Origin of the sequence: Kribbella sp. NPDC048928, assembly GCF_043197975.1 — a bacterium.
Lineage (GTDB): Bacteria > Actinomycetota > Actinomycetes > Propionibacteriales > Kribbellaceae > Kribbella.
Genome location: NZ_JBICUC010000002.1, coordinates 928,571 through 946,757 on the forward strand (window position 1 = coordinate 928,571; position 18,187 = coordinate 946,757).

17 protein-coding genes are annotated in these 18,187 nt (G+C 68.2%); 11 read left to right on the forward strand and 6 right to left on the reverse strand.

Features of this window, described 5'->3' with window-relative positions; translation table 11 throughout:
- Window positions 1-67: 67 nt before the first annotated feature.
- The 3 genes from ACGFI6_RS11490 to ACGFI6_RS11500 form a co-directional block, all read right to left on the reverse strand.
- Window positions 68-1,474 carry a S1C family serine protease gene (locus ACGFI6_RS11490; protein WP_393117399.1) on the reverse strand — a complete coding sequence of 469 codons (1,407 nt, stop codon included), beginning with the start codon at window positions 1,472-1,474 and terminating at the stop codon, window positions 68-70.
- 112 nt (window positions 1,475-1,586) lie between these two features.
- Window positions 1,587-3,098, reverse strand: coding sequence for a sensor histidine kinase (locus ACGFI6_RS11495; protein WP_393117401.1), 1,512 nt, complete (start codon window positions 3,096-3,098; stop codon window positions 1,587-1,589).
- A 101-nt stretch (window positions 3,099-3,199) separates the two neighbouring features.
- Window positions 3,200-3,892: a response regulator transcription factor gene (locus tag ACGFI6_RS11500; RefSeq protein ID WP_393117403.1), complete on the reverse strand. Its 693-nt coding sequence runs from the start codon at window positions 3,890-3,892 to the stop codon at window positions 3,200-3,202.
- A gap of 104 nt (window positions 3,893-3,996) precedes the next feature.
- Between ACGFI6_RS11500 and ACGFI6_RS11505 the strand changes: the two genes are divergently transcribed.
- Window positions 3,997-4,989, forward strand: a complete 993-nt coding sequence (locus ACGFI6_RS11505; RefSeq protein WP_393117404.1) for an acetamidase/formamidase family protein — start codon at window positions 3,997-3,999, stop codon at window positions 4,987-4,989.
- Here the strand turns inward: ACGFI6_RS11505 and ACGFI6_RS11510 are convergent.
- Together ACGFI6_RS11510 and ACGFI6_RS11515 are read right to left on the reverse strand one after the other, a co-directional pair.
- Window positions 4,982-5,956, reverse strand: a complete 975-nt coding sequence (locus ACGFI6_RS11510; protein ID WP_393117405.1) for a TIGR03560 family F420-dependent LLM class oxidoreductase — start codon at window positions 5,954-5,956, stop codon at window positions 4,982-4,984. The genes ACGFI6_RS11505 and ACGFI6_RS11510 overlap by 8 nt on opposite strands.
- Window positions 5,953-6,861 carry a DMT family transporter gene (locus ACGFI6_RS11515; protein WP_393117407.1) on the reverse strand — a complete coding sequence of 303 codons (909 nt, stop codon included), beginning with the start codon at window positions 6,859-6,861 and terminating at the stop codon, window positions 5,953-5,955. The genes ACGFI6_RS11510 and ACGFI6_RS11515 overlap by 4 nt, the downstream gene beginning before the upstream one ends.
- A gap of 87 nt (window positions 6,862-6,948) precedes the next feature.
- Here ACGFI6_RS11515 and ACGFI6_RS11520 point away from each other — a divergent pair, with 87 nt between their 5' ends.
- Window positions 6,949-7,392, forward strand: coding sequence for an Lrp/AsnC family transcriptional regulator (locus tag ACGFI6_RS11520; protein ID WP_393117409.1), 444 nt, complete (start codon window positions 6,949-6,951; stop codon window positions 7,390-7,392).
- A 76-nt stretch (window positions 7,393-7,468) separates the two neighbouring features.
- Complete coding sequence (locus ACGFI6_RS11525; protein ID WP_393117410.1) at window positions 7,469-8,680, forward strand: pyrophosphate--fructose-6-phosphate 1-phosphotransferase; 1,212 nt, start codon at window positions 7,469-7,471, stop codon at window positions 8,678-8,680.
- 113 nt (window positions 8,681-8,793) lie between these two features.
- On the opposite strand, the gene ACGFI6_RS11530 is transcribed toward ACGFI6_RS11525, so the two are convergent.
- Window positions 8,794-9,180 (reverse strand): phage holin family protein, encoded by a 387-nt coding sequence (locus ACGFI6_RS11530; protein ID WP_393117411.1) that lies wholly within the window; start codon window positions 9,178-9,180, stop codon window positions 8,794-8,796.
- Between the two features lie 103 nt (window positions 9,181-9,283).
- On the opposite strand from ACGFI6_RS11530, the gene ACGFI6_RS11535 reads away from it, so the two are divergent.
- Genes ACGFI6_RS11535 through ACGFI6_RS11570 form a run of 8 tightly spaced genes read left to right on the forward strand, consistent with a single transcriptional unit; the run spans window position 9,284 to window position 18,123 of the window.
- Entirely contained in the window at window positions 9,284-10,396 is a 1,113-nt protein-coding gene (locus ACGFI6_RS11535) for a DUF4185 domain-containing protein (protein ID WP_393117412.1), read from the forward strand.
- Complete coding sequence (locus ACGFI6_RS11540) at window positions 10,393-11,100, forward strand: FadR/GntR family transcriptional regulator (RefSeq protein ID WP_393117414.1); 708 nt, start codon at window positions 10,393-10,395, stop codon at window positions 11,098-11,100. The genes ACGFI6_RS11535 and ACGFI6_RS11540 overlap by 4 nt, the downstream gene beginning before the upstream one ends.
- 16 nt (window positions 11,101-11,116) lie before the next feature.
- Window positions 11,117-12,400 carry an ABC transporter substrate-binding protein gene (locus ACGFI6_RS11545; RefSeq protein WP_393117416.1) on the forward strand — a complete coding sequence of 428 codons (1,284 nt, stop codon included), beginning with the start codon at window positions 11,117-11,119 and terminating at the stop codon, window positions 12,398-12,400.
- A complete protein-coding gene (locus ACGFI6_RS11550; protein ID WP_393117418.1) occupies window positions 12,397-13,323 on the forward strand; it encodes a carbohydrate ABC transporter permease in 927 nt (308 codons plus the stop codon). The genes ACGFI6_RS11545 and ACGFI6_RS11550 overlap by 4 nt, the downstream gene beginning before the upstream one ends.
- Window positions 13,310-14,119 (forward strand): carbohydrate ABC transporter permease, encoded by an 810-nt coding sequence (locus tag ACGFI6_RS11555; protein WP_393117420.1) that lies wholly within the window; start codon window positions 13,310-13,312, stop codon window positions 14,117-14,119. The genes ACGFI6_RS11550 and ACGFI6_RS11555 overlap by 14 nt, the downstream gene beginning before the upstream one ends.
- Before the next feature lie 10 nt (window positions 14,120-14,129).
- On the forward strand, window positions 14,130-14,885 hold the full coding sequence (locus tag ACGFI6_RS11560) for an SDR family NAD(P)-dependent oxidoreductase (protein ID WP_393117422.1): 756 nt from the start codon (window positions 14,130-14,132) through the stop codon (window positions 14,883-14,885).
- On the forward strand, window positions 14,882-16,096 hold the full coding sequence (locus tag ACGFI6_RS11565) for an enolase C-terminal domain-like protein (RefSeq protein WP_393117424.1): 1,215 nt from the start codon (window positions 14,882-14,884) through the stop codon (window positions 16,094-16,096). Before ACGFI6_RS11560 ends, ACGFI6_RS11565 begins: the two co-directional genes overlap by 4 nt.
- Window positions 16,093-18,123, forward strand: a complete 2,031-nt coding sequence (locus ACGFI6_RS11570; RefSeq protein WP_393117426.1) for a hypothetical protein — start codon at window positions 16,093-16,095, stop codon at window positions 18,121-18,123. The genes ACGFI6_RS11565 and ACGFI6_RS11570 overlap by 4 nt, the downstream gene beginning before the upstream one ends.
- The last annotated feature ends 64 nt before the right edge of the window (window positions 18,124-18,187 follow it).

Genomic DNA, 18,187 nt, shown 5'->3' on the forward strand with positions numbered 1-18,187 from the left:
AGTAATACAGGAACGGACTGCGCCGCTCGGTGGGCGGCGCAGTCCGGTCTAAGGGTGAGACGCTCGGTCAGCCCGTCGGGTTCCCGTTGTCGGAGCCGAGGGTGGCGGTGAGGGTCTGCTTCGTGCCGCCGCGAGTGATGCTGAGCTTCACCTGGTCGCCCGGGCGGTGCGAACGGACTGCGGCGACCAGCGCGTCCCCTGACGCGATCGTCTTGCCGTCCACAGCGGTCACCACATCACCTGACTGCAGACCGGCTTTGTCCGCCGCACCGCCGGACGTGACCTCGCCGAGGCGTGCCCCACTGGTGAGCCCGTCGGAGGACTGCGCGTCGCCGACCGTCACGCCGAGCCTCGCATGGGTGGCCTTGCCCTTGGCCACCAGCTCGTCGATGATCGGCTTGGCCTGGTCGATCGGAATCGCGAAGCCCAGGCCGATGTTGCCGCCCTCGGATTGTCCCGATCCTCCGGCGGTCTTGATCGCGCTGTTGATACCGACCACCTGGCCGGCGAGGTCGATCAGGGCGCCGCCGGAGTTCCCTGGATTGATCGCGGCGTCCGTCTGGATTGCTGGGAAGACTGTCGTACTGTCCTGCTGCTCGTCGCCGGACGTCACCGGGCGGTTCAGCGCCGAGACGATCCCGCTCGTCACGGTCGCCTCCAGGCCGAACGGTGAGCCGATGGCGACCACGCCCTGGCCGACCGCGAGCTTCCCGCTCGAACCGAGCGTGGCGGGCGTCAGGTCGGTCGCGTCGACCTTGATCACGGCGATGTCGGTGAGCGGGTCGGTGCCCTTGATCGTCGCCGGTACGGTCCGGCCGTCGTTCAGCATCACCGAGATCTTGCCGGCGCTGCCGAGCCCGGCGGCCACGTGGTTGTTCGTGACGATCAGGCCGTCCTTGCTGATCACGATGCCGGAACCGGTCTCCGCACCCTGCGAGGAGACGACGGCGATCTTGACCACGCTCGGCAGCACCTTCGCGGAGGCGCTCTGCACCGAGCCGTCCGGCGCAGCAGCCGGAGCCGCCTGGTTGCCGTTCAGCGGGGCGGTCACCGACGGGGTGTTCGTGGTGTGGTCGTTGCTGGCCGAGTACACCGCGGCGCCACCGACGCCGCCGGCAGTACCGACGAGCAGCGCGGTGAGTGCCACCGCGGCCAGGCCGGCCCGGCGCTTCTGCTTCGGGGCGGCAGCCGTCGCCGGCGGCTGCGGTCCGTGGGGCCAGTTCGGGCCCGGAGACGCCCCCTGATGCGTCCCCGGTTGCCCGAACTGCGGGTAGGCACCCCCACCTGCGGGGTACTGGCCCGGCCGCTGCCCCTGCGGCCCCGAGTCCAGCCGCGGCTGCCCGCCTTGCGGCGCGTAGTGCTGCTGCTGATGCTGCCCGTACATCGGCAGCTGCTGCGTCCGCTCCGGCCCTTGCTGTCCCTGTGCATTCTGGCCGGGGTGCGGCTGCGGCTGCTGCGGCTGGTTCTCGGTCATGGGAAGTACTTTGTCCGCCGGACCTGAAAGGCGCCTGAAGATCCCCTCGGAGTGACCGAAGAACTCCATGAAGATCCTCTGAAGGACCTGTCAGGCAGGGGGCAGGCGACAGTCAGCGGGTCTGGGTGGCTGCGTGGGGGAGCCAGAGGGTGAACTGGGCGCCTGCTCCGGGGGCGTTCCGGGCGTAGATCATGCCGCCGTGCTGCTCCGCGGCGTGCTTGACGATCGCGAGTCCGAGCCCCGATCCGGGCAGGCTTCGCGCTTCGCTGGACCGGTAGAACCGGTCGAACACGTGCGGCAGGTCCGCCTCGGCGATCCCCGGCCCGGAGTCGGTCACAGTCAGTACGCCGTCCAGCAGCCGGACCGCGACGTGCCCGCGCGGCTGCCCGTCGTCGTGCTCCCGGTCGGTCGGCCGGCCCGCCTCGTCCGGGACGCTGTACTTCGCTGCATTGTCGAGCAGGTTCATCACCGCGCGCCCGAGCAGCCGCTCGTCACCCCAGACCGGGAACGGCATCAGCTGCACGTCCCAGTCCAGGCCGGGGGCGCGCCGCCGTACCTTGATGACCGCGTCCTCGACCACGTTGGACAGCTCGATCAGCTCCGCGTTCCGCACCTGCGGGGTGTCGCGGGCCAGTTCGGTGAGGTCGCCGATCAGCTGGGTCAGCTCGTCCATCTGAGCCCGTACGTCGTCCAGCAACTGTTGCCGGTCTTCGGACCGGAGGCCTCCGCGCTTGTCCGCCTGGGCGAGCAGGTCGAGGTTCGTCCGCACACTCGTCAGCGGCGTACGCAGCTCGTGGCCCGCGTCGCCGACGAGCCGGCGCTGGCGGTCGCGGGACTGCGCAAGCGCGCCGAGCATCGCGTTGAAGGCCACCGCGAGCCGGGAGATCTCGTCGGTCCCGGTCACCGGGATCGGTTTCAGGTCCTCGGTCACCGCGACGTGCTCGGCGGCGCCGGTCAGTCGGGCCAGCGGCCGCAGCCCGGATCGCGCCACGGCGTTGCCGGCCAACGCGGCCCCGATGACGCCGATCAGCCCGAACGCCCACAGCACGATGCCGAGGTTGTGCAGCGTCTGGTCGATCGACCCCAGCGACTGCGCCACCACCAGTGCACCGGGCTTCAGGAAGTCGTCCGGCTCGGCCGAGCAGTAGTCGGTCTGGCCCGCTGGGCAGTAGCGCGTGGCGACCGCGATCACGCGGAAGTGCGAGGCGCCGTTGCGTGCTCCTGCGGTCCGGATGCTGGGTTCGCTGCTCTGCTCCTGGGCAACCTGGAGCTCGTGCTCGTCGAGCGGCGGGAGCGGACTCTGCTGGGCGCCGTACGCCTCGCCGTTCGCGCCCAGCACCCCGACCCGGATGTCGCTCAGCCCGAACGCGTCGGCCGAGGCCTTCTGCAGGTTCGTCAGGTTGGTCAGGACGCCGTTCCGCGCGGCCTGGACAGCCCGCTGCTGCAGGCTGTTGTCGAGGTTCTGGTACATCTGCTGGCGGACGGTGATGTACGCCGCCACACTCACGATCGCGACCGCCAGACCGACGGCGACCGCGGCCAGCAGCGTTACGCGCGCGTGCAGGCTGAGCTTGTGGAGCGACTCGTTCCACCAGGTCTGGGTCCGGGCAGCCGTCGCCGCCACCCGACCGCCGTTGCCGTTGGCAACAGGTAGTGCGGGCTCGGTGTCCGAAGGTTGCTGCGGTCCCCCGGTGTACGAGGGGAAACCCTGAGGGTGTTGCTGACTCACGGTGGGGTGTCTCTCAGTACGTACCCGATGCCGCGGACGGTGTGGATCAGCCGGGGCAGACCGTCGACCTCGGTCTTGCGGCGCAGGTAGCCGACGTACACCTCGAGCGAGTTGGCCGTGGTGGGGAAGTCGTAGCCCCAGACCGCGTCCAGGATGACCGCGCGCTCCAGCACCCGGCGCGGGTTGCGGATCAGCAGCTCGAGCAGCGAGAACTCCGTGCGGGTGAGCTGGATCGCGACCTCACCGCGGTGCACCTCGTGCGCGTCGACGTCGACCACGAGGTCGGCGTACTGCAGCACCTCGCCGCGCTGGCCGCCCTCGCCCGGTGTGGTGCTGCGGCGCAGCAGTGCGCGCAGCCGGGCCAGCAGCTCCTCGAGCGCGAACGGCTTGGTCAGGTAGTCGTCGCCGCCGGCGTCCAGGCCGTCCACCCGGTCGGCGACCGCGTCCCGCGCGGTCAGCACCAGGATCGGCACATTGTTGCCCGCGGCCCGCAAGGCCTTGGTGGTCTCCAGCCCGTCCAGGCGCGGCATCATCACGTCCATCACGACCACGTCCGGCTCGACGTTGCCGATCACCGCGAGCGCCTCGGCGCCGTCGGACGCGGTCACCACCTCGAAGTCGTTGAACTCCAGCGAACGGCGCAGCGAGTCCCGGACCGCCCGGTCGTCGTCCACCACCAGTACCCGCATCTGTAGTCCCCGCTCCGCTAGAAGTTCCGCCACCGAGAGTAAGTCGCTTCTGTGAGAATCGCCTGAGAACCCGCTGATCGTCCAATTCACATAACTTGTCAGGCGTGGACATTCTCGAATTCACCCCAGAGCCTGCCGACTTCGCCTGGACCTTCGGTGGGGTTCCGCCGGTTCGCCGGGTCAAGCCGGGTACTGCGTTGCGGCTGTGGACGGAGGACGCGTTCGCGGGGAGTCTCCGGAGTACGACGGACCTGGCGAGTGCCTCGCTGAACATGCCGTTCGTGAATCCGCAGACCGGGCCGTTCTATGTCGAGGGTGCGGAGCCGGGCGACACCCTGGTGCTGCACTTCGTCGAGCTGACGCCCGCGCGGACCTGGGGCGCCTCGGCGACCATCCCGTTCTTCGGTGGTCTGACCAGCACCGACCGTACTGCGACACTGCAGGACCCGCTGCCGGAGCGGACCTGGATCTACGAGGTGGACTCGCACCGGCAGACCGTGGGCTTCCAGGCGCAGGGCAGCGAGCTGGAGATCGCGCTCCCGCTGGAACCGATGCTCGGTACGGTCGGCGTCGCGCCGGCCGCCGGCGAGGTCCGGTCGGCGCTGGTCCCGGACGTGTTCGGCGGCAACATGGACACGCCGGAGCTGCGTGCCGGTGCGACGTGTTACCTGAACGTCAACGTCGAGGGCGCGCTGTTCTCGGTCGGCGACGGTCACTACCGCCAGGGCGAGGGGGAGTCCTGCGGGACCGCGGTCGAGGGCGCGATGAACGTCGTCCTGATCGTCGATCTGCTCAAGACTCCGGGACCGGTCTGGCCCCGGATCGAGAACGACGAGTACCTCGCCGTCGTCGGATCGAGCCGCCCGCTCGAGGATGCGTGGCGAGCAGGGCAGGTGGACATGGTCCGCTGGCTCGGTGATCTCTACGGACTCGACAAGCTGGACGCGTACCAGCTGCTGAGCCAGGTCAGTGAGGTCCCGCTGGCCAACGTCGTCGACGCCAACTACAGCGTGGTCACCAAGGTCCCGAAGCGGCTGCTGCCACGCGTCACGGCGTACGACGGCATCCACCAGCACCTGCGCTCCGCACTCAGCTGAACTGCGGTGCGACGTCCTCCGCGAAGCGATGCAGGGGCTCGTGGTCGTAGGCGACGCCTGGGATGTACGAGATCACGTAGTCGATCCCGGCCTCCGCCAGCCGCTCCACGTGCTCGCTGAGCTGCTTCGTGGTGACCACCTCCGCCAGCATGTGGGAGGTGCCGCCGGAGCCGATCTCCAGGAACTCGTCCAGGCTGCAGCGACCACGTGCCGTGGCCGTCGCGGACACCGGATCGGCACCGGCCTCGATCGGGAAGACGTTCAGGCTGGTCGACTTGGTGATCTCGTCGTAGTCGCGACCCACGTCCTCGCAGTGCCTGCGCAGGATCGCCAGCTTGCGCTCGATGACGTCCACCCGTCCGGTACCGAAGTTGCAGGCGTCCCCGTACTTCGCGACCAGCCGCAGCGTGACCTGCTCACCACCACCGCCGATCCAGAGCTTCGGCTTGCGCCGCGGGACCACGTACGGCTTGTCGACCGAGTGGTACTGCCCGTCGAACACCACGTCGTCCTGGGTCCACAGGCGGTGCATCAGCTCGACCGACTCGACGAACGAACCCATGCGCTCCTTCTGGCTCGTCCAGGGGTAGCCGTAGGCCTTCCACTCCTGCTCCGACCAGCCTGCACCGAGTCCGGCGTACATGCGACCGTGGCTGGCGACGTCCACCGTGGCAGCCATCTTGGCGACCAGTGCCGGGTTGCGATACCCGTTGCATCCAACCAGCTGTCCCAGGTTCACCCGGGAGGTGTCACGGGCCAGCGCCGCCGTGGTCGTCCACATCTCGAAGACAGTCTCGCGGACCTCCTCAGGCACCGTGTGGAAGTGGTCGAACAACCAGATCGAGTCCCACGGACCTGCGTCGGCTGCACGGGCGACGGCGGTCATGGCCTCCCACTGCTCAACAGGGTCGGCCAGCTCGACCAGATCCATCCGCCAGCCCTGTGGGACAAATACACCGAACTTCATGCTGCTCTCCTAGAGATTGCGACTCCTGTCAGGCACAGAGCGCCGCCGGCCAGTGCTAGGACCGCAGGTGTCTCGCCAAGGACTAGCCAGCCCAGGGCGATCGCTACGACGGGTACGGCGTACACGGTGACGCCCATGCGGCCGGCGCTGGTACGGCTGAGCGCGAAGGCCCACGTGGTGAAGCCGAGCGCAGTGGGGAAGGCCGCCAGGTACACGACCCACCAGATGGTTGCTGCGTCGGCAGTACGGAACTCATCGACCAGGGTCGGTGCGAACGGCAGGCAGACGACTGCGCCGATCGTGCAGGCGAGCCAGGTGATCTCAGCAGCGGGCAGACGGCTCAGTAGAGGCTTCTGGGTGACCACACCGACTGCGTACGAGATCGCGGCGACCACGCACAGGACGACACCCCATGTCTCGGCGCGGCCGCTGGAGGTCGACATACCGATCACGACGATGCCGGCGAACGCGACCAGGCCGCCGATCACCAACTGCCGCGGGAAGCCCTCACCGAGACCGAATCCGGCGAGTACGGCGATGAGCAGCGGCGCGATGTGCACGAGCATCGCCGACGTGCCGGCATCGAGTCGGCGCTCGGCCTCGTTCAGGGCCAGGTTGTAGACGCCGAACCAGAGCACGCCGCAGGCGATCAGCGGCAGCCAGTCGCGCTGCGCCGGCCAGCGCCTTCCGGCCGGCAGCGGGCGGACGGGACGCGGGCGGACGAAGAGCAGGGCGCCGAGGAAGATGCTGCCCAGCCCGAGGCGGGCCAGCGACAGCGCACCGGCGGAGATCTCGGTGCCGACGTGCCGGATGGCGACGAAGGACGACGCCCACAAGACGACGGTCACGGCAGCGGCGCCGGTGGCGAGACCGGTCCGGGGCGGGGCTTCTGCGAGGGTTGTCACCCTCACTACGATAGGAAGGGAGTCTGCGCATCTCCATGGCAGATCGGAGGCTAGGAGGCGATTGTGCTTACTGAAATGAGAAGCCAAATGCTGGATGAGCTCAACACCCGGATCCTGGAGGAGCTCACCGCGGACCCGCGGCTGCGGACCACCGAGCTGGCCCGCCGGCTCGGAGTCTCGACACCGACGGTGCGCGAGCGGGTCGCGCGGCTCGAGGAGTCCGGCGTGATCCGCGGGTACCGGCTCGACGTCGATCCGGCCGCGGTCGGGCTGCCGGTCGCCGCCTGGGTGCGGCTCCGGCCAGGGCCGAACCAGATCCCGAAGATCATCGAGCTCGCCGGCCGTACCCCGGCCGTCGTCGAGTGCCACCGGATCTCCGGCGAGGACTGCTTTCTGCTGCGCGTCCAGGTCGCCGAGATCGCGGCGCTCGAGGAGGTCCTGGACAAGTTCCTCGTGCACGGACAGACGACCAGCTCGTTCATCGTCTCCACGCCGGTCCCGCCGCGCAGAGTGCCGCTGTCCGCGAGCTGAACCCCAACCACCCCGAGGGGTGGTCTGCATCACTAGTCTGTAGCCGACTTCAGTGACCCCTGGAAGGACCTCGACCATGGCTGCCGACAAGTCTGTCCGCAGAGTTGCCCTGCTCACCGCCGGCGGGCTCGCGCCCTGCCTGTCGTCCGCCGTCGGCGGGCTCATCGAGCGCTACACCGAGGTGGCGCCCGATGTGGAGATCATCGCGTACCTGAACGGATACCACGGCCTGCTCAGCGGCCGGTTCCTCGAGGTCACGCCCGAGGTGCGGAGTAAGGCCGCCGTGCTGCACAAGTTCGGCGGCAGCCCGATCGGCAACAGCCGGGTGAAGCTCACCAACACCGCGGACCTGGTCAAGCGCGGCCTGATCCAGGACGGGCAGAACGCCCTCCAGGTGGCCGCCGAGCGGCTGGTCGCGGACGGCGTCGACGTACTGCACACCATCGGCGGTGACGACACCAACACCACCGCCGCCGACCTCGCGGCGTACCTGCAGGAGCACGACTACGACCTGACCGTGGTCGGCCTGCCGAAGACCATCGACAACGACGTGGTGCCGATCCGGCAGAGCCTCGGTGCGTGGACCGCGGCGGAGCAGGGCGCGCTGTTCGCCCGCAACATCATCGCCGAGCACAGCTCGAACCCGCGGATGCTGATCGTCCACGAGGTGATGGGCCGGAACTGCGGGTGGCTGACCGCGGAGACCGCGCGCGAGTACCAGCAGTGGGTCGACGCGCAGGAGTGGAACCCGGGCATCGGCCTGGACAAGGACAGCTGGTCGGTGCACGCCGTGTACGTGCCGGAGGCAACGATCGACCTGGACGCCGAGGCGGAGCGGCTGCGCAAGGTGATGGACTCCGCGGACTGCGTGAACATCTTCCTGTCCGAGGGTGCGGGCGTGCCGTCGATCGTGGCAGAGCTGGAGGCGCGTGGCGAGGAGGTCGGGCGGGACCCGTTCGGGCACGTCAAGCTGGACACCATCAATCCGGGCGCCTGGTTCGCGAAGCAGTTCGCGGAGCGGATCGGCGCGGAGAAGACGATGGTGCAGAAGAGCGGCTACTTCAGCCGGTCGGCCGCGGCCAACGACCGCGACCTCGCGCTGATCAAGGAGTGCACCGACTACGCCGTCGACGCCGCGCTGCGCGGTGAGTCCGGGGTCGTCGGGCAGGACGAGGAGCGCGGCGACGAGCTGCGGGCGATCGAGTTCCCGCGGATCGCCGGCGGCAAGGAGTTCGACGCAGGCGTCGACTGGTTCGTCCAGCTGAAGTCGGAGATCGGCCAAGCCTGAGCCTGCGGCCCCGCGTCGGTCCGGCGCGGCGGCCTGTGACATGTACTGGTGGGTGTGAACAGGTAATTGCCTGTCTGCACCCACCAGTTCCTGTCTCCACCCACTACGGCTGGCTAGTGGACTTCGGCCTTCTCCGGCAGGACGGCGTTGATGATCATGCCGACGATGCTGATGATCAGCGCGCCGAACAGGGCTGACCAGAAGCCGTCGACGTGGAACTGGACGTCGAGCTTGCCGGTGATCCAGGACGTCAGCAGCAGCATCGCCGCGTTGATCACGAAGGTCAGCAACCCCAGCGTGAGGATCAGCAGCGGGAACGACAGCACCTTCACGACCGGCTTCACGATCGCGTTCACGACGCCGAAGATCGCGGCCACGATGAGCAGCGTGAGCACCCGTTTGCCGGTGGTCGCGCCCTGCAGCGTGATGCCGCCGACGATCCAGCTCGCTGCCGCCAGCGCGACGGCGTTCGCCAGCAGTCTGATGATCAAGTTCTTCATGCTGTCGATCCTCCCACCCACGGGGTGACACCACTCTCGGTACGCGCCCTGATCGAACCCTGACTCTTGACAACGAAAATGACCAAGTGATCTGATCATTTTCATGTCACGCCCACTGGTTGCGGTTGTTGCGTTGTCTCTGACGGCAGCGAGCCTCGCTGTCCCCGCTGTTTCCGCCGCCGCTGCGCCCACGAGCTGCAGCACGGTCAGCACGAACTGGACCGCCAAGACGACCCCGCACGCCGCGCCCGAGGGTCTGCTGAACGCCTACAGCAACACCGGGAAGGGCTGGACGGGGGCCGACAGCACGTACTCCGTGCCGCTGTCCGGCGGCCGTACGGCGTGGATCTTCTCCGACACGTTCCTCGGCCCGGTGAACGCGGACGGCTCCCGTCCGACCACGGCGCCGTTCATCAACAACTCGTTCGTGATCCAGCACGGCTCCGACCTGAAGACGGTCCACGGCGGTACGGCTGCCGCCCCGACAGCGCTCGTACCGCCGCCTGCCAACGGCTGGTACTGGTTCGGCGCCGCACAGACCAGCCACGCCGGTCGCGACCTCGACGTGGTCGCACTGCGGTTCGAGAAGACGGGTACGGGTCAGTGGGACTGGCACTGGGCCAGCAACTACCTGGCGCGCTTCGACAGCAAGACGTTCAAGCTGCTGTCGCTCAAGCCGCTCCCGTCGTCCGCGAACGTGCAGTGGTCCGGCTGGCTGCTCCGCGATCACGGCTACACCTACGTGTACGGGGTGGAGGACCTGGGCGGGTCGAAGTACCAGCACGTCGCCCGCGTCCGTGGCGACGACCTGACCGCCAAGCCGTGGGAGTACTGGACCGGCTCCGGCTGGTCCCAGGACGAGGCCGCGTCGGCTCGTGTGCTCGAAGGCGTGGCGAACGAGCACAGCGTGACCCGCTGGGGTGACGGCTACCTGCTGGTCACGCACAACACCAAGGAGCTGTTCAGCAAGAGCGTCCTGGGGTACTTCTCCTGCTCTCCGACCGGCCCGTGGGTCAAGCCGGTTGAGCTGTACCAGACGCCGGAGACCGGCGGGAACATCATCACGTACAACTCCCACGAGCACCCGGACCTGCGGCGCGGTACCTCGCTCCTGGTGAGCTACAACGTCAACAGCCTGGTCAGCGACGAGCTGTACGGCGACGTGAGCATCTACCGCCCCCGGTTCCTCTCGGTCACGCTGGCGGCGGCCAAGTGAGCTCCTCCGGAGGCGTCGTACGGCGGAGTCTGCTGGATGACCTGGCCACGTCGATGCTCGCGCTGATCGCCGAGCGGAAGCTGACGCCCGGTGACCAGTTCGAGGCCGTACGGTCGCTCGCCGAGCGGTTCAAGGTCGCCGTACCCACTGTCCGGGAGGCCCTGCGCCGGCTGGAGGCGACCGGGGCTGTGGAGCTCCGGCACGGTTCTGGCGTGTACGTCGGGCCGAACGTCGGCAGGCTGGTGCTGGCCAACCCCCTGGCACTGGCACCGAGTCCTGGCCGGCTCGTGGAGTTGCTGCAGGCACGCGTACTGATCGAGCCGCCCGTGGCCGCACTGGCTGCGACGACTCAGGTCGAGGCGGCGTTGGAGCAGATGGCCAAGGACCTCGACGCAGCAGCCGGACTGATCGCGTCCGGCGACGGCGCACAGCTGGCCGAGGTCAACATGGACTTCCACCGCTCGCTGGCCCAGGCGTCCGGCAACGCCACCCTGGCCGAGGTGGTCGAGTCCGTGACCGTCGTGAACTCCCGTGAGCAGCTCGAGATCCTGCACATCCACGGCGATCGCCAGGCCGATCTCGACGAGCATCGCGCGATCTACGACGCCGTCCGGTCCGGCGACCCCGACCTGGCCGAGCTCCTCACCCGCGAACATCTCGACGGCGTGCTGGCCGTCATCAACGACCGAGTTCAGAAGCCCTGAGCTGGAAGGACGCATCATGCAACGCAACAAAGGCAAGGCGCTGGCCGCACTGGTGGTGGTGGGCGCGCTCGCACTGTCCGCCTGTGGCGGAGGCGGCGGGGCTGTGGCGCCGAAGAAGGGTGCCGACAAGCCCGTGGACTCGCTGAAGTTCTACAACGACAAGGGCGGCTGGAAGGACGCGTTCACCCAGGTCGGCGCGGCCAGCAAGAAGGACATCGGTGTCGGCATGGAGCCGGTCGGGTACTCCGACTCGAACACGTACACCGCCTTCATCCGGTCGTCGTTCCGGACCAAGGAGAAGGCCGACCTGTTCAGCTGGCACACCGGCAAGGAGCTTCAGGATCTGGTGGACCAGAAGCTCGTCGCCGAGACCACCGACCAGTGGACCAAGGCGGTTGCCGACGGCAACATCCCGGAGCAGCTCAAGCAGTACTTCACCTACGACGGCAAGCAGTACTGCGTGCCGCTGAACGCCGGGTACTGGGTGATGTACTACAACAAGGCCGTCTTCAAGAAGGCCGGCATCACCGCGAAGCCGACCACCTGGGCCGAGCTGACCCAGGCCGCGGACAAGGTCAAGGCGATCGGCGTGAAGCCGTTCTACCAGACCAACATCCTGTTCTCGTTCGTCTGGTTCGAGACGCTGCTGGCCGGCAAGGACCCGGACCTGTACGACAAGCTGGCGGCCGGCAAGGCGAAGTACACCGACCCGGGCGTGGTCGACGTGATGAACGAGTGGAAGAAGATGATCGACGCCGGGTACTTCAGCGACCCGGGCTCGAAGACCGAGCCGCAGGCGCAGCTGAAGAACGGCGACGTCGCGATGATCAACTTCGGCACCTGGTTCTCAGGCAACCTGAACACGCTGAAGATGAAGGCCGGCACCGACTACGACTTCTTCGTGATCCCGAACGTGAACCCGTCGCTGCCGAAGACCTCGATGATCTTCGAGACCGGACCGGTCTGCTCGGCCGCGGCCAGCGACCATGCGTCGACGGTCAAGAAGTGGACCGACTGGTGGGTCACGCCGCAGGCGCAGACCGCCTGGGCGAACTCGCGCGGCGACCTGTCGTTCAACCCGAAGGCCGAGGTCAAGGACCCGGGCCTGGCGACGCTGAACAAGGACGTCGGCGGCGACGGGTACCGGCTGATCAACCGGTGGTTCGAGGCGACCCCGGTCCCGGTCGCGAACAAGGCGCTCGAGGTGTTCGGCGCGTTCGTGACCAAGCCGGGTGACCCGATGCCGGGCCTGCAGAAGATCCAGGCCGAGGCGGACGCGTACTGGGCCAAGCAGAAGTGACTTCGACGATCGAGCGGCCGCCGTTGAAGGTCCGGGCGAGCAGGCAGCGCCCGGACCGGACTGGTGCCCGCGTGGCACCGCTCTTCGGCCTGCCCGCCGCGGCTGTCGTGGCGTTGCTGCTGTACCTGCCGTTCCTGTGGACGACGTACGTCAGCTTCACCGACTACGACGGCCTGGCGTCACCGGTGTGGTCCGGGCTGGCCAACTACAAGGCGATGTTCAGCGACCCTGACCTGATCGGGGCGCTGGTCAACACACTGCTGTGGGTGGCCGGCATGATCACGCTGCCGGTGGCGCTCGGTCTGCTGATCGCCGTGATGACGTACGGGCACAAGTGGGGCACGTGGCTGCGGCTGCCGTTCCTGCTGCCGTACGCGATCTCGGGCGTTGCTGTCGGCGTCATCTGGGGCTTCGTACTGCAGCCGGACGGCGCGCTGGGTCAGGCACTCGGGTTCTTCGGGCTCCCGGGTGCCCACACCGGCTGGCTGCAGGCAGGTCCCGGCAACACGATCATGATGATCGTCGCCACCACCTGGCAGGCGGCCGGCGTCAACGCCCTGCTGTTCGTCGTAGGCCTCCAGTCCATCCCGAACGAGCCGCTCGAAGCAGCCCGTCTGGACGGGGCTGAGGGGTTCAGCCTGTTCCGCCATCACCTGTGGCCGCAGCTCAGAGCGATCACCACGGTCGTCATCGGTCTCTCGCTCGTCGGCAGTCTGAAGACGTTCGATGTGGTGTGGGTGATGACGCAGGGCGGTCCCGGGACCTCGTCGGAGACCCTGGCGCTGTCCATGTACAAGGAGACCTTCGTGCTGAACGACTACGGGCAGGGCGCGGCGATCGCGCTGTTCCTCAGCCTGGTCACGTTCGCCGCGTCGATCCTCTACCTGCGCTACCAGTTGGGGGACGCCCGTGAGCAGGGTTAAGACCGCAGTGCTGATGCTGCTGGGCCTGGTCTGGCTGGCACCGGTGTACCTGCTGATCGTCAACGCGTCCAAGTCCATCGACGGGTACGACGCCAAGACCGTCTGGAAGCCGGCCGGCTTCTCGTTGTTCGCGAACATCGGTGACGCCTGGAGCAAGGCGTCGCTGGGCGACACGTTGGTGGCCACCACGATGTACTCGGTGATCGCGCCGGTGCTCGCCGTACTGATCGGCGCCGCGGCCGGCTACGCGATCGTCGTACTCAAGCTGAAGCGCGGGTTCTTGTGGTTCGTGTTCATCTTCGGCGGGACGATCTTCCCGCTGCAGATGATCCTGATGCCGCTGTTCTCCGGGTACGCGAACTCCGGGCTGTACGACACCCGGACCGGCATGATCATCGTCTACACAGCGATCAGCGTGCCGTTCTCGGCCTTCGTGATGCGGAACTTCTTCACCGGGATCGCGCGCAGTGTCTTCGAGGCCGCGGTGGTCGACGGCGGCGGGCTGTTCCGGATCTTCCGCAGCATCTACCTGCCGATGGCGGGTGCGGCGCTGGCCGCGATCTTCATCCTGCAGGCGACGTTCGTCTGGAACGACCTGCTGCTCGGCCTGACCCTGAGTCAGTCCGACTCGGTGCGCCCGATCATGCCCGCACTGACCGGCCTGCAGAGCACGTACGGCGGTGCTGCCTTGCCGACGGTCCTTGCCGGAGGCCTGCTCGTCTCGCTGCCGACCGTGATCTTGTTCCTCGCCGCGCAACGCTTCTTCTCCCGGGGCCTCGCCCTCGGCCAGTTCTGAAAGGACGTGTATGAGTAGCCGCAAAGTCGTGGTCACCGGGGGTGCCGCGGGGATCGGACGAGGTGCCGTCGAACGGTTCCTCGCCGCCGGCGACCAAGTCGTGGTCCTCGACCGCGACACCTCTTCGCTCGCGGCATTGGGCGATCGGGTGACTGGCGTTCAGGTAGATGTTTCGGACCGGGCCGCGCTTGCAGCCGCCGCCGAGGAGGTCGGTGCGGTGGATGCGCTGGTGTGTGCGGCCGGCATCCAGCGGTACGGGACTGTCGTCGACACACCGGACAGCGTGTACGACGAGGTGCTGGCGGTGAACGTCGGCGGGGTGTTCTTCGCCTGCCAGGCGTTCGTGCCCAAGCTGCCGCGGGGCGGGAGCGTCGTGGTGGTGGCGTCCGTTCAGGCGTACGCGGCGCAGAAGAGCGTCGCGGCGTACTCGATGGGGAAGGGCGCACTGCTCAGCCTGGTCCGCGCGATGGCTGTCGACCACGCACCGGACGGGATCCGCGTGAATGCGGTCTGCCCGGGCTCCGTCGACACCCCGATGCTGCGGACGTCGGCCGCGCAGTTCGCCGGCGGCCGCTCGACCGACGAGGTGGTCGCGGAGTGGGGTCGCTCGCATCCGCTCGGCCGCGTGGCGACCTCCGAAGAAGTTGCCGAGGTCATCTATTTCCTGTCCTCGCCGGCCGCGTCGTTCATGACCGGCGCGGACGTCAAGGTCGACGGCGGCCTGACCGCGGGCCTTCCCGTCGTACTGCCGGAGGACGCGAAGTGAAGATCGTCGATATCCGCGCGACCACGGTGACGGTGCCGTTGGAGGCGCCGCTGCGGCACAGCAACGGAGCGCACTGGGGACGTTTCGTACGGACTGTCGTAGAGGTCGAGGCCGACAACGGGCTGGTCGGGCTGGGCGAGATGGGTGGTGGCGGGCAGAGCGCCGAGGCCGCGGTCACCGGGCTGAAGGAGTACCTGGTCGGCCACGATCCGGCGCGTACGGAGGCGCTGCGCTGGATGCTCGCCAACCCGACCGCGAGCCTGTACAACAACCGCACGCAGTTGCTTGCGGCAATCGAGTTCGCGTGCCTGGACCTGCAGGGGCGTGAGCTCGGCGTACCGGTGCATGAACTGCTCGGCGGGAAGGTGCGCGAGAAGGTCCCGTTCGCGAGCTATCTGTTCTTCCGGCACCCGAACGACGACGGCACCGGTGAGATCCGGACCGCCGAGCAGTTGGTGGCGCACGCGCGCTCCTTGGTCGACGAGCACGGGTTCAGCGTGCACAAGCTCAAGGGCGGCGTGTTTCCGCCGGACTACGAGCGGGAGTGCTTCCGTGCCTTGGCGGAGGCGTTTCCCGGGCACCGCGTACGGTTCGACCCGAACGGCGCGTTCAGCGTCGAGGAGGCGATCCGGTTCGCGCGCGGCATCGAGGACCTCGACAACGACTATCTCGAGGACCCGGCCTGGGGCCTGAACGGGATGCGCCGGGTTCGCGAGAACACCCCGATCCCGCTCGCCACCAACACTGTCGTGGTGAACTTCGAACAGCTCGCGGCCAACGTCCGGGACCCCGCGGTCGACGTGATCCTGCTGGACACGACGTTCTGGGGCGGGATCCGGCCGTGCATCAAGGCAGCCGGCGTGTGTGAGACGTTCCAGCTCGGCGTCGCCGTGCACTCGTCGGGCGAGCTGGGCATCCAGTTGTCGACAATGCTGCACCTGGGCGCCGTCGTACCGAACCTGTCGTTCGCCGCGGACGCGCACTACCACCACCTGCGCGACGACATCATTGCCGGCGGCAAGCTTCCGTACGTCGACGGCGCGATCGCGGTCCCGGACGGACCCGGGCTCGGCGTCGAGCTGGACCGCGACAAGCTCGCCGAGTACGCCGAACTGTTCCGCGAACTCGGCCCCTATCCGTACGACCGCGATCCGGCCCGCCCGGACTGGTACCCGCTCCTCCCGAACACCGATTGGGCAGACCCTTCATGATTCCGCGTAGCGCCGACCTGGCGAGCGACGTTCTCACGCACACGTACGACGACATGTTCAACCCGCCCGGGCTGACGAACTTCCTCGGCACCGCGCAGGTCGACCTGGACGTGCTGGCGATCCGCAGCGTGAACTTCCCGCCGTACTCGCACGGCGACACGATCACCGGCCAGCTGTACGTCGACGGGCGGTTGGCCCGCTCGTACGGTGGAACGGTCGAGGTGGTGTGGCGGCCGGACTGCGTCGTACGCTCCACGACCGTCGACGGGCTGCACCTGCGCACCTCCACCGCCTGCGCCCCCGGCCGGCCGGCTGTGGTCGTACAACTGGACATTGCCGGCGAGCCGGGACGCTCCGTCCAGCTGGGGCTTTCGCTCGCAAGTACCGCGACCCGCTCAGCCGAAGGCTGGTTGCGCCCGGAGCCCCCGTCCGAGCCGAACACCCTGCAGATTGTTGACAATCGGGTTGTCGGCACTGGCGCGTCCGAATCAGCCGTGAGCCTCCAGGGCCTTGATGTGCCCAGCACTGTGGACAGAGGGATGCTCAACGCGACCGTTGTGCTCGACGACGCCGGGCACGGCCGGCTGTCGTACGTGCATGTGCTGGCGGGCACGTTGGACGAGGCGTCGGAGCACTTCGACGTCTGCGTGGCTGACGTACCGGCGGTGCTCACTGTCGCGGAGAGCATGTGGGATGTGGCGATCGCGGATGCGTTCGACCCGGACAGCGACGGGTTCAGCGGCTCGCTGCCCGTCCTGGAGACGTCCAACGAGGCGCTGCAGAAGCTGTACTGGTGGGGTGTGCTCGGCGTCATCTGGTTCCGGCGCGACAACCCGGCGTCGGTGCTGGGGCGGACGTACGACACGTTGATGCCGCGGTACTGGCAGACGACGACGTTCATCTGGGACTACAGCCTCTCGTCCCTGACCCACGCACTGCTGGACCCGGAGCCGATGCGCAAGCACATCGAGCACTGGATCACCCTGGACACCCACAAGCACTTCGGCACCGAGTGGCTGACCGGAGGACCGGTCGGCTACTGGTACTCCGTCAACGACTTCGCCATGACCCGCCTGGTACGGGACTACGTGCGCTTCACCGGTGACGGCGCCTTCCTGGATGCACAGGTCGGCCCGAAGCAGGTGGGGGAGCACGTGCACGACTGGGCGACCGCCTGGCGCGGTCTGCGCGGTGAGCACGCACTCGCGGACTACGGCGGTATCGACAACCTGCTGGAGTGCGTCAGCAGCTACGTGCACGAGGTGGCCAGCTTCAACGCCGCCAACGTGTGGTGCATGCGTGTCGCGGCCGAGCTCGCAGACCGGTCAGGTGACACCGACCGGGCCGCCCTGCTGCGCAAGGAAGCGTCAGCGCAGGCAGGTCACGTCAACCAGCTGTACGTCGAGGGCAAGGGCTTCTGGCACGCGCGGCAGCCGGACGGCACGCTGGTCCCGGTCCGGCACTGCTACGACTTCAACATCGTCGGTACGACGATCCCGGACGACCTGTCCGAGTCGCAGCGCGCGGAGATGGTGGCGTTCTTCCAGCGGGAGCTGCAGACACCCACGTGGATGCGGGCACTGTCGCCGTACGACCCGGATGCCGCGTTCAGCCTCCGCCCGGACCACCAGTGGAACGGCGCTTACCCGGCCTGGCCGGCCGACGCCGGGCGCGCACTGTTCGCGCTCGGGCGCGGTGACGTACTGCTGGACTGGCTGCCGGGTCTCGCGAAGACCGCGAACCAGGGCCCGACGGGTCAGGCGCACTTCGTCGAGGAGGCGCAACCCGCGATGGCCGGCGGCGCACGGAAGTCGCCGCCCCAGTTCCCGTACCTGATCGACTGGTCCTGCTCGTCCTCCGGCTCCTGGGTCAGCCTGGTCCTCGAGGGCATCTTCGGCATCGAGGTAGCCCTGGACGGCACCGTCACCGCCAACCCCCAGGTCACCGAACTCGACCCCAACGCCCGCCTGACCGGCCTCCGCGTCGGCCCCACGACCTACACCGTCACCGCAGCCGGCCTCGCCTGATCCCATTTGCCTGGCTGACCAGGCAATTTGCCTGGTCAGCCAGGCAAATGAGGGGTTCCACACC